The organism is Bradyrhizobium sp. 18BD (assembly GCF_054185225.1).
Genome location: NZ_JAVAYL010000026.1, coordinates 114,015 through 129,347, shown reverse-complemented (window position 1 = coordinate 129,347; position 15,333 = coordinate 114,015). Strand labels below are relative to the sequence as shown.

Annotated in this window: 14 protein-coding genes; 8 read left to right on the top strand and 6 right to left on the bottom strand. The window is 66.1% G+C overall.

Features of this window, described 5'->3' with window-relative positions:
- Positions 1 to 132 precede the first annotated feature (132 nt).
- The 3 genes from RAD16_RS35295 to RAD16_RS35285 all read right to left on the bottom strand — a co-directional run bounded on the left by RAD16_RS35295 (position 133) and on the right by RAD16_RS35285 (position 2,848).
- Complete coding sequence (locus RAD16_RS35295) at positions 133 to 1,611, bottom strand: FecR family protein (protein WP_458162469.1); 1,479 nt, start codon at positions 1,609 to 1,611, stop codon at positions 133 to 135.
- Between the two features lie 220 nt (positions 1,612 to 1,831).
- The gene (locus RAD16_RS35290) at positions 1,832 to 2,593 is read right to left on the bottom strand and encodes a DUF2147 domain-containing protein (RefSeq protein ID WP_458162462.1); all 762 of its coding nucleotides are present in this window, start codon (positions 2,591 to 2,593) and stop codon (positions 1,832 to 1,834) included.
- 69 nt (positions 2,594 to 2,662) lie between these two features.
- Complete coding sequence (locus RAD16_RS35285) at positions 2,663 to 2,848, bottom strand: hypothetical protein (RefSeq protein ID WP_458162471.1); 186 nt, start codon at positions 2,846 to 2,848, stop codon at positions 2,663 to 2,665.
- Here RAD16_RS35285 and RAD16_RS35280 point away from each other — a divergent pair.
- The 3 genes from RAD16_RS35280 (at position 2,790) to RAD16_RS35270 (ending at position 5,932) form a co-directional block, all read left to right on the top strand.
- Positions 2,790 to 3,662, top strand: a complete 873-nt coding sequence (locus RAD16_RS35280) for a DUF2147 domain-containing protein (RefSeq protein ID WP_458162461.1) — start codon at positions 2,790 to 2,792, stop codon at positions 3,660 to 3,662. The genes RAD16_RS35285 and RAD16_RS35280 overlap by 59 nt on opposite strands.
- A 369-nt stretch (positions 3,663 to 4,031) precedes the next feature.
- The gene (locus RAD16_RS35275) at positions 4,032 to 5,240 is read left to right on the top strand and encodes an extensin family protein (protein WP_458162460.1); all 1,209 of its coding nucleotides are present in this window, start codon (positions 4,032 to 4,034) and stop codon (positions 5,238 to 5,240) included.
- Positions 5,241 to 5,350: 110 nt separating this feature from the next.
- Positions 5,351 to 5,932 carry a histidine phosphatase family protein gene (locus RAD16_RS35270; protein ID WP_458162459.1) on the top strand — a complete coding sequence of 194 codons (582 nt, stop codon included), beginning with the start codon at positions 5,351 to 5,353 and terminating at the stop codon, positions 5,930 to 5,932.
- An 18-nt stretch (positions 5,933 to 5,950) separates the two neighbouring features.
- Here the strand turns inward: RAD16_RS35270 and RAD16_RS35265 are convergent, their stop codons facing one another.
- Together RAD16_RS35265 and RAD16_RS35260 are read right to left on the bottom strand one after the other, a co-directional pair.
- Entirely contained in the window at positions 5,951 to 6,292 is a 342-nt protein-coding gene (locus tag RAD16_RS35265) for a DUF6665 family protein (RefSeq protein WP_458162458.1), read from the bottom strand.
- A gap of 54 nt (positions 6,293 to 6,346) precedes the next feature.
- Positions 6,347 to 6,982 (bottom strand): TetR/AcrR family transcriptional regulator, encoded by a 636-nt coding sequence (locus tag RAD16_RS35260; protein WP_458162457.1) that lies wholly within the window; start codon positions 6,980 to 6,982, stop codon positions 6,347 to 6,349.
- Between the two features lie 195 nt (positions 6,983 to 7,177).
- On the opposite strand from RAD16_RS35260, the gene RAD16_RS35255 reads away from it, so the two are divergent.
- The 4 genes from RAD16_RS35255 (at position 7,178) to RAD16_RS35240 (ending at position 13,984) form a co-directional block, all read left to right on the top strand.
- Positions 7,178 to 8,509 (top strand): HlyD family efflux transporter periplasmic adaptor subunit, encoded by a 1,332-nt coding sequence (locus tag RAD16_RS35255; RefSeq protein WP_458162456.1) that lies wholly within the window; start codon positions 7,178 to 7,180, stop codon positions 8,507 to 8,509.
- 28 nt (positions 8,510 to 8,537) lie between these two features.
- On the top strand, positions 8,538 to 10,121 hold the full coding sequence (locus RAD16_RS35250; protein WP_458162455.1) for a DHA2 family efflux MFS transporter permease subunit: 1,584 nt from the start codon (positions 8,538 to 8,540) through the stop codon (positions 10,119 to 10,121).
- Between the two features lie 603 nt (positions 10,122 to 10,724).
- Positions 10,725 to 12,524 (top strand): ABC transporter ATP-binding protein, encoded by a 1,800-nt coding sequence (locus RAD16_RS35245; RefSeq protein ID WP_458162454.1) that lies wholly within the window; start codon positions 10,725 to 10,727, stop codon positions 12,522 to 12,524.
- A gap of 56 nt (positions 12,525 to 12,580) precedes the next feature.
- Positions 12,581 to 13,984 carry an MATE family efflux transporter gene (locus RAD16_RS35240; RefSeq protein WP_458162453.1) on the top strand — a complete coding sequence of 468 codons (1,404 nt, stop codon included), beginning with the start codon at positions 12,581 to 12,583 and terminating at the stop codon, positions 13,982 to 13,984.
- 107 nt (positions 13,985 to 14,091) lie between these two features.
- Here RAD16_RS35240 and RAD16_RS35235 read toward each other — a convergent pair whose 3' ends face one another.
- The gene (locus tag RAD16_RS35235; RefSeq protein WP_458162451.1) at positions 14,092 to 14,835 is read right to left on the bottom strand and encodes a sulfite exporter TauE/SafE family protein; all 744 of its coding nucleotides are present in this window, start codon (positions 14,833 to 14,835) and stop codon (positions 14,092 to 14,094) included.
- 232 nt (positions 14,836 to 15,067) lie between these two features.
- On the opposite strand from RAD16_RS35235, the gene RAD16_RS35230 reads away from it, so the two are divergent.
- Positions 15,068 to 15,328, top strand: coding sequence for a hypothetical protein (locus tag RAD16_RS35230; RefSeq protein WP_458162450.1), 261 nt, complete (start codon positions 15,068 to 15,070; stop codon positions 15,326 to 15,328).
- The last annotated feature ends 5 nt before the right edge of the window (positions 15,329 to 15,333 follow it).

Sequence of the window (15,333 nt, the reverse complement as noted above, 5' to 3'; positions counted from 1 at the left end):
GGTCCGTCGGAAAGATGATCGAACAACATCGTTGTCTCCAGGTTGAGTGCTTCAGCAACCTCAGTCTGGCCTCAGACCCGGTCGCTATCCACTCCCCATGGAATCTTCGCTGCGCTCGCAATGACGAAGCTGTCACTGCCGCTCTCTCTTTTCTTTTGGCGCCGGCGCCGGCTTTCGCGGAGTTACGGGGCGCTGTGCGGCGGGAGCACGCTGCTGGAAGCCGCCTGGGCGCTGCATGCCTGGTTGCTGAGCTGCAGGCGGCTGGCCGGGCTGCATGCCGGTGCGCGGCGTTTGCGGCTGCGGCGCTCCGCCCGGCTGTGGCGGCACGGCTCCACCGGGTTGAGTCTGTCCGTTGCGCTGCGGCTGGGTTTGCGGCGTTGCGTTGGGCTGTTGAGTCCCCTGTCCGGCGCGCGGTGCACCGGGACGTTCGGCGCCTTGCTGCTGGCCGGGTTGCTGTTGGCCCGGCTGCTGCTGACCATGTTGCGGTTGCCCTTGGCCCGCGCGCGAGTTGCCCGGCTGCACTGCGCCGCCTTGTTGTCCCTGGCCCTGCCGCTGCTGCTGCGGCGTTCCTTGCTGCGTTCCCTGGCGGTTCGGCCTCGCACCCGGCTGCTGCAGGCCCGGACGATTGTTCTGACCGGGCTGGCCGTTCGGCCGCTGCGGTTGCTGGACTGGCGCAGTGTTGGGCCGCAATTGCTGTTGTTGCGGCGGCTGCGCGGGGCGCGGAATGCGGCTGATCGCGGCCGGATTGGCGCGGCGGAAGTCGCGCTGCTCGATGACGATCTGCCGGCCCGTGGTTTGCGCCAGATGCACCTGGCTGACGAAGCCGCGGTCGCGCGCGATCTGCTGCGCGGGAATCGTGATCGGTACGGCGGTAAAGCGCATGACGCCGGCGGTGGCCGCGCCGGGCCGGATCGCAAAGCCGCTCGATCCTTGCGTCAGTGCGCCGAGCCGCGTGCCGCTGGAGCGGTCGTTGACCTCGATGTGGCCGACGCGGCCGTCGGCGTCGGGATAGAGCTTGATGTTGACGTTGTTGGTGCCGGTCGCCGCCGCGCCCTCGGGCACGTCGACGACGCCGGTGGTGCCGCGGATGCCGAGCGTCGCGGTCGGCGTCGCGATCTTCATGTCGCCGGTCTTCGCCACCGCCGCGGCGACGAAAGCGACGGTGCCCTTGCCGATGTCGAAGATCGCCGAATTCTGCTTGCCGCCGTCCTCATAGACATAATTATCGATGGTGATCCTGGCGCTGGCGGAGAGGTTGAACGTGGTGGCGTCGTTGAAGGTGATGCCGAGCGAGGAGTTCGACGAGGTCTGCACGACGTCGTTGAGATAGATGTCGTCGCGCACGCGCAGCGGATAGGAGTTCTTGTCGCGGATCACGGTCGCGATTCCCGTCACGGTCGCGACGTTGCCGATCGGCTCGACGGCGGCAGGTTGCGCGTCCGCGGCCGGCGTCGGCGAAGCTGACGGAGTCGGGGAGGGCGCGGGTGTCGGCTGTGCCTGTGGCTGCGCCTGCGCGAGCTCGACCGCATCGGATGCACAAGCCACGCTCGCGCCCGCCAGCGGCAATGCCAGCAGCGCAAGCGCAAACACGAAGCGGCGCCAAGCCACCAATGAAGTCACGAGGAGGTCCCGGTGAGAACGCGAGGCGAGATCGGCCGATATCAGCCGGGCAGAGCTGAATGGCGGATGAACATAGGTCGCACGGACGGGGCGAACGTTCAAACGCCACGCCCCGGTGTCGGGGACTGGCGCTGCCTTCTTGCTCGTCATTCCGGGGCGCGACGAAGTCGCGAACCCGGAATCTCGAAACAAGGATGACGCGCTTCGCGCGTCAGCTCACGCGCTTCCAGGTCTGGCCGCCGCAGAACATGCCGCCGAAGGCACAGCCCTGCACGCGCATCGCATTCGGGCCCTTCATCGCGATCGTCGAGTCGTAGTTGCGTCCGGAGTCGGGATCGTGGATGCGGCCGCTCCACTTCGAACCATCGGGCTTCATGTTGATCAGGATGCGCTCGTTGGTCTTCTCGGCGTAGCCGCAGAGATTGGCGCCGCACTGTTCGACGCGGACATTGCCCTTGTTCTCTTCGGTCGCCCAGACGCCGACCGGCGAGTTCGGCGCTGCCACGGGCGCGGCGGCCGCCGGACCCGGAGCGGGCGCGGGGACATAAGCGGGGGCCGGCGCAGGAGCCGCAACGGGGGCGGGCTGCACCGTCGTGTCGACGGACGGCGCGGCGGCAACGGCCGGAGCGGCGGGAGCAGCGATCGGCGCGGTCGCCTGCACCGGAGCCTGCTGCACGGGCTGCGGCTGCACTGGAGCCGGCGCGGGCTGCGCGGCCGGCGCCGGGACTGGCGTGGTGTCGGTGTCATCATCCTTGGAGCCGCCGAGGCCCTTGAGGTTGATGTTGTTCAGCTTGATCGGCTTGTCCGACAGGCCCGGCGCCACGATGGTCACGCAGTTGAGCGAGGCGCAGTTGCGCGGTGTCTCGATGCGGATGTGCTGGCCCTCGACCTGGAACGAGATCGTATTGCCGGCATGAGCGGCGGCGGTCGAAGCCAGGAAGAGCGCGGTGGCGGCGATGGTGAGCTTGTTCATGACAACCTCCGAAGGATGCGTGGTCCCGATATGGACTGACGTCGCTGGTGGATGAAGCGTGGTTCGACCCTACGCCGGGCCGGCCGGGCGTTCTGTGATGGTCGTCACAACCGCTCGGCGGCGCTGGGTGATGCAGCGCACATTCAGGCCCGCTCCTTCGCGCGTAACGTCATCGCGGCTCGAAGGGGGACATTCGATGAAGCGGCTCGCGACTTCGATCGGCACATTGATCGCATTGACGGTGATGGCGCCCACAGCCCAGGCCGGTTCCTACTCCTTCTCGATCGGCGGACACCGGTTCCATGTCGAGGCGCCCCGAAATTGCCGATCAACCTCCTGTGTTTCGGTTTCCAGTCGCAGCCTCAAGCCAACGGAGAATGCCTGCAGCGTCCCAACACCGCCGCCTGCGCCCGCGCCGGTCATGCAGGCACCACAGCAGGTCGCTCCGGCGGCCCCGGTTCGTCCGCCGCAACCGGCCGTGGTCGCGGCACCACCGGCGCCTCCGCCGGCCCCCGTCCTTGCTGCGACGACGTCGGAGCCGGTTGTGCCGCCTCCGGCGCCAAAATCAGAAGCTCCGAGATTTGAAACCCTCAGCCCCAATCCGCCGCGGGTTGAGCTTCAGCGCGTCGATGCGCCGAAGGTTGTTGCGCCGGTCGTCGCGCCGAGCCCTGAGATCAAGCAAACGACACCGATCGCACAGCGCAGTGACGACGAGCCGGCCTATCTGCCGCTCGGCGAATGGGAGAGCAGCGGCGCCAAGGGCACGGTCCGGATCGAACGCTGCGGACCGGCGCTGTGCGGCTATGCGCTGACCGAAGCGTCGAACAGGGGCGAGAGCGTGCTCGTCAACATGAAGCCGAAAGCGCACGACGTGTGGAGCGGCAGCATCTACAGCCGTTCCAGCGGCAGCACCTATTACGGCACGATGACGTTGACGAGCTCCGGCAAGCTCCATGTCGAAGCCTGCGCGATCGGCCGCTTCTGGTGCTCCGGCAACGACTGGACACGGATTGAGGCGCCGCGCGAGAAGGTGATCACGACCTCGCGGCAGTGGGGCGCGCGGTCGTAGCGCTTCAATGCACATGCACATGCACTACGCCTGGGCGCAGCAAAGCGCCCGGCGGGAATGATCCGGCGCCGGTGCAAGCTGGTGATGCAATGTGAGTCCTAGATCATGCCGAGCACGATGGCGCCGACAAAGGCCAAGGCCAGATAAGCGGTGACAAGGCTCAGTTTCCCGGCGAAGGTCATGAGCTTGCTCCATGCGCGCCGCTTTGGGCGCTGGCGTTATGGTTAACAGAGAGTCTCGTCGCGAAAAAGTAAGCCGTGCTGTCGCTCGGCATTCGCCGCGTTCCGGCGTGCGCGGGCTCGTATGGTTAAAGAACACTGAAATCAACGTGTTGAAGAGTCTTTAAGTAAATTCACCGAACGTGCGTGCATGACGCGCGGAGTTCGTTTGTATCTCGTCGGCTCCATCGTCCTTGTTTCGCTCGCGGGTTGCGGACGCGGCTTGTTCCAGGCCGAACGTGAACCGTGGCGAGCCGAGGCCGAAGCCGCATGCCTGAAATCGGGCGCGGTGAAGGAGGGACCGGATCTTGTTCGCATCGATCCGATCTCCGGACCCGGCATGTGCGGCGCCGAATATCCGCTCAAGGTCGCAGCCATCGGCGAGGCCTCCGGCAGCTACGGCTTTGCTGACGAAGAGCTGCGCCCGCCCGGCAGCATCGGTGGTCAGCCGCGCTGGCCGGTGCCGCAGCCGCGATCGAACTATCCGCAGAGCCAGAACTATCCGGCCTCGTCCTATCCGCAGCAGTCGAACTATCCCGAGAGCGCGGTGCGCCAGCCCTCGGGCTATGGCACACAGACCGGACCGATGTCGCTGAACGCGCCCGGTGTGGCGCCGCAGGAAGACGAGATCGACCTGCCGCCCGAGGGCACCGATGCCGCGGGCGCGGCGCGCTACATGAATGCGCCGAGCTATCCGGCGCGGCAGCCCGCACCTTATTCGCAAGCACCGGCGCAGCAGCCGCCGCCGCGGCTTGGGCCGGCACAAGGCAATCCCGTCACCGCCGTCGGCCCGGTCGCGGTGAAGCCGACGGCGACGCTGGCCTGTCCGATCGTGTCCGAGCTCGACCGCTGGCTTGCCGATACCGTGCAGCCGTCGGCGATGCGCTGGTTCGGCGCCCGTGTCGTCGAGATCAAGCAGATCTCCGCGTATTCCTGCCGCGGCATGAACGGCAATCCGCACGCCCACATCTCCGAGCATGCCTTCGGCAACGCGCTCGACATCGCCGCCTTTGTGCTCGCTGACGGCCGCCGCGTCACCGTGAAGGATGGCTGGCGCGGCATGCCGGAAGAGCAGGGTTTTCTGCGCGACGTGCAGTCGGGCGCGTGCGCGCATTTCACCACGGTGCTCGCGCCGGGCTCCAACGTCTATCACTACGATCACATCCACGTGGATCTGATGCGCCGCGCCAGCCGCCGGCTGATCTGCCAGCCCGCCGCCGTCTCCGGCGACGAGGTCGCCGCGCGGGCGCAGTCGCGTCGTCCATATGCGAGTGCGCGCGATCCGTCCATCACCGGCTCGCTCGGTGCGCGCAAGAGCACGACGCGCAAGCAGGAAGAGGACGATTACGCCGACGATTAAGGGCGCGATTTCCCTTTGTAGCCCGGATGAGCGAAGCGATATCCGGGATTTCCGTGAGTGGATTCCCCGGGTGTCGCTTCGCTCACTCGGGCTACGATTACATCAACCGAATGTCCATCGTCCGCTATCTCACCCACCCCCAAGTTCAAATCGATCCCGACGTGCCGGTGCCGCAATGGGGCCTCAGCCCGGTCGGCCGCGCGCGCACCGAGGCCGTGGCGAACGCAAGCTGGCTCGCGACCACCACGCAGATCATCTCCAGCGGCGAGCGCAAGGCGATCGAGACCGCCGAGATCATCGCCGCGAAGCTCGGCATCATGATCGAGATCCGCGAGGCCATGCACGAGAACGACCGCTCCGCGACCGGCTTCCTGAAACCGACCGAGTTCGAGGCAGTCGCCGACCAGCTCTTCGCGCAGCCTGAGATCAGCGTCCGCGGCTGGGAGCGCGCCATCGATGCGCAGGCGCGCATCGTGCGCGAGGCGGAGGCTGTGCTGTCCCGCAACCGCGCGGGCGACGTTCTCTTCGTCGGCCATGGCGCCGTCGGCACGCTGCTGTTCTGCCACATCGCCGGTCACCCGATCGATCGTGCCTACGACCAGCCGGCAGGCGGAGGCCATGTCTTCGCGTTCGCGCGCGAGACGCGCGGGATCCTGCATGGCTGGCGACGATTGGAAGAGATGGCGGCGTAGCTCTGCGGAGCTAGAAAATCACTTCGCGGCGGGTTTTGGCTTCGCCGGCGCCAGCCCCATGCACAGCTGCACCTCGCTTGGAACGTTGTAGGTCCGCATGATGTGGCGGCTGTCGCGCAAGCCGGATGACTCGCGCTGCACGACGAACATCCAGAGCGCCTGGCCTGCTTCCACCACCAGCTTGCGCCTCGCCGGCTGCATCGCGGCCGGTACCTCCGGCAGCGCGTGCGCGGCGTCGAACTCGCGCAAGCGCGTCAGCGCCTGTTCGAGCGTGCGGCCCATCCGTCCAAGCGCGGAGGCCTGTTCCTGGACGATCTCGTAATGGAGGATATCGACAGGCGGGCGAAGATCACGGGACATGGCCGCAATATAGTGCGGCGATTCCAGCCCGCGCAACGCGCGGCGCGCTTGCTCTTACTTCGCCCGGTACGCCGCCAGAAACATCCGCGTCGCGCTGTCGACCACTTCGGTCATGCGCTGTTCCGATGGCGGCGGCGCGGCCTGGAAGACGAAGGGCAGGAAGAGCGAGGCCTTGCACAGTTCCATGAACTGCGACGCCGCAAGGTCGCAATCGTCGATCTTGAGATCGCCGGAGGCGACATGGATCTTGAGGTATTCGGAGAGCCGGTTGATGGTCTTGTCCAGCACGCGCAGATAATAGCGGCGGCCGACATCGGGCATGCGCTCGGCGATCGCCATCACGGTGCGGATCGCCGATCCGCCGCCGGGCCGGCAGAGCAGGTGGATGTAGGCCTGGCCAAAGTCCTTCAGCGTGGTCTCGGCGTCGCGGGCCGGATCGAAATTGAACACGACCTGGCCGTGGAAGAGCGCTTCCTCCTCGAGGATGGCTTCGAACAGCGCGCTCTTGTCGGCGAAGTAGACGTAGAGCGTGCCCTTGGAGACCTGCGCCGCCCGGGCGATCTCACCCATGCTGGCGCCGTCAAAACCGAGATCCATGAACACCTTGCGGGCACCGGCCAGAATCTGGCGGCGCTTGGAGCTGTCCTCCTCCTGGAGGACGTGCAGCTGTTCGCGGTCGGCTACAACCATTGGTTCAGCGTCTCGAAAGGTTTTTGGGTCGGGGCACGGACTGGGAAACCCGAATAGAGGATTCGGGTCCCTAGGGTCTACGCGGGAATATTATGTATATTGACCGAACCGTTCGGTCAATGATATTTGGGATGAGCGAAAGGGAACCGCCGCTGGACGGCCGTCCCGGGTCGCGCTTTTTTTGGGGAGGCCGTTATGGCCGTATCGAGAGACCAGGCTGCGCGCGTCCTTCGCCAGGAAGCGGTGGAGACGGATCCGGCGAATGGTGACGCTGCGGCCGAGGCGCCGGCAGCCCTGGCCGAGCAATTGCGCTCCCACGTCGCCGAGGAAACCAAGCGCCGCACCAACGAGGCGCCGGAGAAGCCCGTGACCGACAAGCCGGCCGCCCCCGCGCCGGACGCCCCCGCGCCGGACGCGCCCGCCGCGGGCGCGCCGAAATCCGGCAAGCGCAAATTCGTGCTGATGGGCGTTGGCCTGGTGCTGGCGCTCGCGGCCGCGAGCTATGCCGGCTACTACACGCTGGTCGGCCGCTTCTACGTCTCGACCGACGACGCCTATGTCCGCGCCAACAACACCATGCTGGGCGCGCGCGTTGCCGGCCACATCTCCTCGATCCTTGCCGGCGACAACACGACGGTGAAAGCCGGCGACATCATCTTCCGCATCGACGACGGCGACTACAAGATCGCGGTCGATGCTGCAGCGACCAGGATCAAGACCCAGCAGGCCACTATCGATCGCATCGGCCGCCAGGTCGCGGCGCTCGAGAGCCAGGTCGTGCAGGCCAAGGCGCAGCTCGTCTCGGCCGAGGCCGGCCTCAAGCGCGCCGATCTCGACTATGAGCGCCAGCAGGCGCTGAGCAGCAAGGGCTTTGCCTCGCGCGCCACCTTCGAGAGCTCGGAAGCCGGACGCGACCAGGGCGCCGCCGCGGTCAAGGCCGCGCAGGCCGCCTACGACGTCGCCGTCAGCAATGTCGACGTCACCAAGGCCCAGCAGGCCGAAGCGCAGGCGCAGCTCGCCGAACTCAAGACCACGCTCGCCAAGGCCGAGCGCGACCTTGCCTTCACGGCGGTGCGCGCGCCGGTCGACGGCACGTTCTCGAACCGCCTCGTCAACGCCGGCGACTTCGTCTCGGTCGGCCAGCGCCTCGGCAATGTCGTGCCGCTCGACGACGTCTATATCGACGCCAACTTCAAGGAAACGCAGCTCAAGCGCATCCGTCCCGGCCAGCCCGTGACGATCAAGGTCGATGCCTATGGCATGCGCAAGTTCTCCGGCGTCGTCGACAGCATTGCGGCGGGCGCGGGTTCGGTGTTCACGCTGCTGCCGCCCGACAACGCCACCGGCAACTTCACCAAGATCGTGCAGCGCGTGCCGGTCCGCATCCGCGTGCCGAAATCGGTCGCGAAGCAGAACCTGCTCCGCGCCGGCATGTCGGTCTATGCGACCGTCGACACCAACAAGGGTGCCGCCGACGCCGACAGTGAGATCGATCTCGACGATCCCACCGCGATCCACCCGCAGTAGCTGAACCTCAACGCTGCGAGGTCAGGCCATGGCCAACGCCACCACCGCTTCACCTGCCATGATGGCGGCCCCCGCTTCGGAGCGCATCGCGCCGAAGCGGCTGTTCGCCTTCATCATCATGGTGTTCGGGATGTTCATGTCGATCCTGGACATCCAGATCGTCTCGGCATCCCTCAGTGAGATCCAGGCCGGATTATCGGCAAGCTCCAGCGAAGTCGCCTGGGTCCAGACCGCCTATCTGATCGCCGAGGTGATCGCGATCCCGTTGTCGGGCTTCCTGTCTCGCGCCTTCGGCACGCGGCTGCTGTTCGCAATCTCGGCGGCGGGCTTCACCGCGTCGAGCCTGCTCTGCGGCTTTGCCACGAGCATCGAGGAGATGATCATCTGGCGCGCGCTGCAGGGTTTTCTCGGCGCCGGCATGATCCCGACGGTGTTCGCCTCGGCCTACACCGTGTTCCCGCGCTCGAAATTCCACATCGTCGGCCCGATCATCGGACTTGTTGCGACCTTAGCTCCCACGATCGGCCCCACGGTCGGCGGCTACATCACCGATTTGATGTCGTGGAACTGGCTGTTCTTCATCAACGTCGTGCCCGGCATCGGCATCACCGTCGGCGTGCTGGCGCTGGTCGATTTCGACGAGCCGCATTTCGAGCTGCTCGACCGCTTCGACTGGTGGGGCCTGTTGTTCATGGCCGGCTTCCTCGGCACGCTGGAATATGTGCTGGAGGAAGGCCCGCAGCATGAATGGATGCAGGACACTTCCGTTGCGATCTGCGCCTGGATCTGTGCGGTCTCGGCGATCGCCTTCTTCTGGCGTGTCTTCACCGCGGCCGAGCCGATCGTCAATCTGCGCACCTTCTCCAACCGCAATTTCGCGGTCGGCTGCGTCCTGCAGTTCTGCATCGGCATCGGCCTCTACGGCCTGACCTACATCTATCCGCGTTATCTCGCCGAGGTGCGCGGCTACAGCGCGCTGATGATCGGCGAGACCATGTTCGTCTCCGGCATCACCATGTTCCTGGTCGCGCCGCTGGTCGGCCGTCTCATGGTGAAGATCGACATGCGCTACATGATCGCGTTCGGCCTGATCGTGTTCGCGATCGGTTCCTATCAGATGACCTGGATCACGCGCGACTTCGATTTCTACGAGCTGCTCGTGCCGCAGATCCTGCGCGGCATCGGCATGATGTTCGCGATGGTACCGACCAACAACATCGCACTCGGCACGCTGGCTCCTGACAGGGTGAAGAATGCGAGCGGCCTGTTCAATCTGATGCGCAATCTCGGCGGCGCCGTGGGCCTCGCCGTCATCAACACCGTGCTGAACGACCGCACGGACCTCCACATCACCCGCCTGCAGGAGCGCGTGACCTGGGGCAACGCGACCGCGACCGAAACCCTCAACATGTTCATGCAGAAGTTCCAGGGGCTCGGCGATTCCACGCTGATGGCGATGAAGCAGCTTAGCCAGATCGTGCACCGCCAGGCGGTGGTGATGAGCTTTGGCGATGCCTTCTTCGTGCTGACGGTGTTCTATCTCGGCCTCAGCCTGCTGGTGACGTTGCTGAAAAAGCCGGCCGCGCTCGCCGGCGGCGGCGACGCGCATTAATCGACCGCACGCGCCCCACACAGGCGGTGTCGTCGCCCGGCTCGACCGGGCGACCCACACGCACACTCGGTGTCATCGCCCGCCTTGTGCGCAATTGCGCACTGAGGCGGGCGATCCAGTATTCCAGAGGCTGGCGTTGGAGAGCTCGCGTTCACCACATCCGCCGCGGCGTACTGGATCCCCCGCCTTCGCGGGGGATGACGGCGGAGAATGGGGCGGCGTCGGAGCGCGCCATGGCGGTGCGCAAGAACGCGCACCTCGGCCCCCGCACCAAATTGCAACACTCGTCCGTGATCTCGCGGCAGCCCCGTTGCAAAGCGCAAAGGGTGCATCTATAAAGCGCACCTCATTCATTCGAACCGGGGAGAGATTTGCATGATTTCGTCGCATTCGCAGATCGCATTTCCGCGCTCGATGACCTTCTGGCTCGGTATGTGCTCGACCTCGTAAGAGGTCCTTTCCGCCAGCTTCGATTGGGCACCAGGTCCCGATCGCTCCACTTCCCAAGTCAAAATCAGTCCTAAGTGACGCCGTCTCGGCCCTCGCGGCCGGTTTGCGTCCATCGATGGAGCCGGCCCGCCCGAGAAGCGGCCGGATGATGCCATGACCGCTCTTTTAAAGAAGCCCGCGGCGATACGCGTGGTTCTGCCCTTCGTGTTCAGGCACTGGCTGAAGCAGCCGGGGCGGACACTTGCTATCGTCGTTTGCCTGCTCGGTGCGACCGCCGCCGACCTGTTCATGCCGGTCTTCTCCGGACACCTGATCGACGCGCTGACGCGCGGGCCGTCCGATCCCGAGGCGCGCCACGCGGCGCTGGTCGCTTTCGGCGCCATCGTGGTGCTGGGCGCGGCCTCGATGGTGCTGCGGCTCGCGGGCCTGCAGGCGATCGTGCCGTTCACGCTGAAGATCATGTCGGAGGTCGCGCAGGACGCCTTCATGCGCGTGCAGCGCTTCTCGACCGACTGGCACACCAACTCGTTCGCGGGCTCCACCGTGCGCAAGATCACGCGCGGCATGTGGGCGCTTGACCTGCTGAACGACACCATCCTGCTGGCGTTGCTGCCGTCGCTGGTGGTGCTGATCGGGTCGATGATCCTGCTCGGCGTGCACTGGACTTCGCTTGGCGCCGTGATCGCGCTCGGCGCGCTGGTCTATGTCACGATGACGGTGCTGTTCTCGACGCGCTACATCGCGCCGGCCGCGCGCGTCTCCAATGCCTGGGACACCAAGGTCGGCGGCACGCTGGCGGATTCGCTGACCTGCAATGCCGTGGTGAAATCCTTCGGCGCCGAGATGCGCGAGGAGGCGCGGCTCGCCCGCGTCATCAAGCGCTGGCGCGTGCGGGTGCGGCGGACGTGGTTTCGCTACAACTACACCGCCATGGCGCAGCTCTCGCTGCTGCTCTGCTTGCGCGGATCCGTGATCGGCGGCTCGGTGCTGCTGTGGATGTACGGGCATGCCACGCCCGGCGACGTCACCTATGTGCTGACGAGCTACTACGTCATCCACGCCTATCTGCGCGACGTCGGCATGCACATCAACAACCTCCAGCGCTCGGTCAACGATATGGAGGAGCTGGTGGCGATCCATGGCGAGCCGATCGGCATTGCCGACGCGGCCGGTGCGCAGCCGATCGCGATCGAGGGCGGCGAGATCGTGTTCGATGACGTCACGTTCCATTATGGCGGTCATCTTGTGCCGCTGTACGACGGGCTGTCGCTGACGATCCGCGCCGGCGAGCGTGTTGGCCTGGTCGGCCGCTCCGGCTCCGGCAAGACGACTTTCGTCAAGCTGGTGCAGCGGCTCTACGACGTCACCGATGGACGCGTGCTGATCGATGGGCAGGACATCGCGAAGGCGACGCAGCAATCGCTGCGCAGCCAGATCGCGATCGTCCAGCAGGACCCGATCCTGTTTCACCGCACGCTCGCCGAGAACATCGCCTATGGCCGGCCCGGCGCCAGCCTCGAGGCGATCGAGCAGGCGGCGCGGCTGGCGAATGCGCACGACTTCATCCTGCGCCTGCCGAAGGGCTACGGCACCCTCGTCGGCGAGCGCGGCGTGAAGCTGTCGGGCGGCGAGCGACAGCGCGTGGCGCTGGCGCGCGCCTTCCTGGCCGATGCGCCGGTGCTGATCCTGGACGAGGCGACCTCGAGCCTCGATTCGGAATCGGAGGCGCTGATCCAGCAGGCGATGGAGCGGCTGATGAAGGGCCGCACCTCGATCGTGATCGCGCACCGCCTGTCGACGGTGCGCAGTCTCGATCGGATCCTCGTGTTCGACCGCGGCGAGATCGTCGAGCAAGGCACGCATGCCATGCTCGCGGGCAAACCCGGCGGCATCTATCGCGGCCTGTTCGAGCGCCAGGTGGTGGAGCTCGGACAGATCGCAGCAGCGGAATGAGGCGCGCGGCGGCGGGGCGAATGTCCCGCCGTCACGCCGCCTAAGGATGGAATGAGATGAAAGACCTGACGCACGGCTCCATCGTGAGACATATCCTGGTCATGACGCCGCCGATCATGGCCGGCATGATCTCGATCATGGTCTGCCAGCTGGTCGACCTGTACTTCGTGTCGGGACTGGGCGATGCCGCCGTTGCGGGTGTCGCCGCGGCCGGCAATGCCGGCTTTCTCGTCAACGCGTTGTTGCAGGTGCTCGGCGTCGGCGCGGTGGCGCTGATCGCGCATGCTGTCGGACGCAAGGATCGGGCGGACGCCAATCTGATCTTTAACCAGGCGGTCGCGCTGTCGGTGCTGTTCGGCCTGTTGACCCTGGTCGCGACAGCGGCGCTGTCGCGCCTCTACATGCGTTCGGTCGCCGCGGACGAGGCTACGATCGAGGCGGGAACCGTTTATCTGTTGTGGCTCATGCCGGCGCTCGCGCTGGAATTCGTCATGCAAGTGCTTGCATCCGCGCTGCGCGCGACCGGCATCGTGCGCCCCGCGATGTTGGTGCGGGTTCTCGCCGTCGCCATCAACATCGTGCTGGCGCCGGTGCTGATTTCGGGCTGGGGCACCGGCTATGCGCTCGGCGCCGCCGGCGCGGGGCTGGCGACCTCGATCGCGGTCGCCATCGGCACCCTGATGCTGCTTGTCTATTTCCGCAAGGTCGAGCGCTATGTCGCCTTCGATCCGGCGCAATGGCGTCCGCAGCTGCGCCATCTGATGCGCATTCTCAATGTCGGCATGCCGGCCGGCGGCGAGTTCGTGATGATGTTCATCTTCATGGGGGTGGTCTATTACGTGCTGAGCGATTTCGGCGCCGCGGCGCAGGCGGGATTCGGCATCGGGCAGCGGATGCTCGGCCTGATCCACATGCCGGCGCTCGCGGTGGCGCTCGCGGCCGGCCCGATCGCCGGCCAGAATTTCGGCGCCGGCAATAGCGCGCGCGTGCGCGAGACCTTCGTCAAGTCGGCGCTGATCACGACCGTCGTGATGGTTGGCTTCTTGCTCCTCGCGCAGTTGAAGCCGGAATTCCTGCTCGCCGGATTCTCCAACGACCAGGAGACGATGGCGATCGCCTATCTGTTCCTGCGGATCATCTCGTTCAACATGGTGGCGCAGGGCTTGATCTTTACCTGCTCGAGCATGTTCCAGGGCCTCGGCAACACCAAGCCGGTGCTGCTGAGCTCGGCGACGCGCGTGTTCACCTACTCGCTGCCGGCGATCTGGCTCTCGACGCGTCCGGGCTTCCGCATGGAGTATGTCTGGTACCTGTCGATCGCGGCGACCACGCTGCAGGCGGTCTTGAGCCTGTGGCTGCTGCGCCGCGAGTTTAGGAAACGCCTGACGCTGCCGAAGCAGAAGGCCGCCGAACCGGCGAGCAGCGAGCCGGTCGCGCCTCCGGCTCGTGCGCCGGCATAGAGATGGCGCGCCGGTCCTTCCCCCACGGCTCCGGCTAGTTTTGCCGCGCCGTGGGGCGTCGTCGGTGTTGCCGGCGGCATGGCGCTCGCCGGAAAGAAGGCGCAGAGCTAAAGCGCGCCGATGCTGTTCCAGACCAGGGTGGCGCCCGACAGGAACAGCAGGCCGAGCACGACATCGCCAAAATGCTTGTCGCTCAGCGCGTGATAGACGCGCGCGCCGGCCCATGCGCCGATCAGCGTGCCGGGAAATGCGACCAGCGCGAGCCAGACCACCTTGAACGCGACGAGGCCCGACGCCGTCTGCAACACCAGCGCGGTGGCGAGCACCGTGAAATTGAAAAGCTGGAAGATGCCGCGCCGCTCATGCTTGTTCCAGCCGCGGATGTTGGCCCACAGGATCGGCAGCGGCCCGGACAACCCGGCAAGCCCGCCCAGAATGCCGCCGGCAAAACCGATCGCACCGTCGGCGATCCGGCCGCTGAAGGTAATGGCGAGCGGCTTCTTGTTCAGATAGAGCGCGGTCGAGAAGATCAGCAGCAACACGCCGATGCTCAGCTTGAACACCTTTGGATCGGCGGAGGCGACCAGCATGGTTCCCAGCGGAACGCCGATCAGCCCGCCGATCAGGAACGGCCAGACCAGCGAGAGATCGAACGTCTTCCACATCGACGGCAGGGTCGAGCTCTGCGCGATCACCGAGCAGATCAGCACCAGCGGCACCGCGAGCGAGGGCGGCAGCACGTAGAGCCAGATGCCGAGCGCCATCAGCGCTGTGCCGAATCCGGCCAGCCCCGAGACGAAGCCGCCGGCCAGTGCGCCGAACAGCAGCAGCGCGTAAGTGGACGTTTCCAACCGATGATCCTTGCCGCAATGGGCGATCCCGAACTGTTGATCGCCATTGCCCGCATAGCACGGCTTCGGCCGTGGAGGTCAATTTCAAAACCGCACGCAAGCGTGATCCCCGGGGATGGGCCAAAGGCGGGCGTTCGCGGAAGATGCGCCTAGATGATGGGCGTACTGCAATCCGGGGCCCGACGCCATCATATGCTCCGCCTGTCCCCGAACGAGATGACGGAGAAAGACCATGACCCGCATGAACATTGCCGCTGCGGCCGTGCTGTTGTCGGCGGCGGCCCTGATGCCGACAATGGCGCAGGCGCAGTTTTCAGAGCCCGCGGCCTATCAGGCCGCTCATCCCGACCGTGATGTGCTGAACGGCGGCCAACTCACGCCGGCAGGCAGAGCGGCCCGCGGCGAGACGGTGGCGCCGAGCGAAGCCTATGCAGCCTATCCGTCAGCCATTGCGCCGGTCGTTCGCTCGCGCCATCGCCGTCATCAACGATAGATCTT